The organism is Aerococcus sp. L_32 (genome assembly GCF_050689315.1).
Window position 1 is genome coordinate 1 of the sequence record NZ_JBOEQF010001152.1, and the last position, 584, is coordinate 584.

Consider the following 584-nt stretch of genomic DNA (forward strand, 5'->3'; position numbering starts at 1 on the left):
TTTAATCGGATTTCTTACATTCCTGACACCATCATCGTGGTGAAAGAGATGACTATTCAAGAAGCTTTGGATTATATGGCCACATACTATGATACTTATGATCCAGTCTTAGCTAAAGACTTGGTGACTTTCTTCAATTTAAATCCTGATGAAAAGATTTCACACTTGTCTAAGGGGAATACGGCTAAGGTGAATTTACTGCTAGGTCTAACTTTAAACTCGGATTATCTCATCATGGATGAACCGTTTTCTGGGGTTGATATCTTTACTAGGGAAGAGATTGCCAATGTTTTCACCAGTAAGTTGATGGCTGGGCGTGGCGTCTTGATTTCAACCCATGAGATTAATGAGATTGAAACTTTGGTGGACCGGGTAGTCATGCTAAAAGATCGCCGGATTATTCAAGATTTCTATACGGAAGATTTACGTTTAGAAGAAGGCAAGTCGATTACCGATAAGATGTGGGAGGTGTATCGCTAATGACAAAATTACTGAATTTAATAACGGATGAATTAAAACGGGCGAAAGTGTTCTATTCCCTGCTGATTGCTTTTGTATTAGTGACTGAAGGAATCATGGTTTTT

At 38.4% G+C, this 584-nt stretch carries 1 protein-coding gene; it reads left to right on the plus strand.

The window, feature by feature from the left end; translation table 11 throughout:
- The coding region (locus tag ACRCJ0_RS18665; RefSeq protein ID WP_431391693.1) for an ABC transporter ATP-binding protein at positions 1–480 on the plus strand (480 nt) is incomplete at its 5' end.
- Between the last annotated feature and the right edge of the window lie 104 nt (positions 481–584).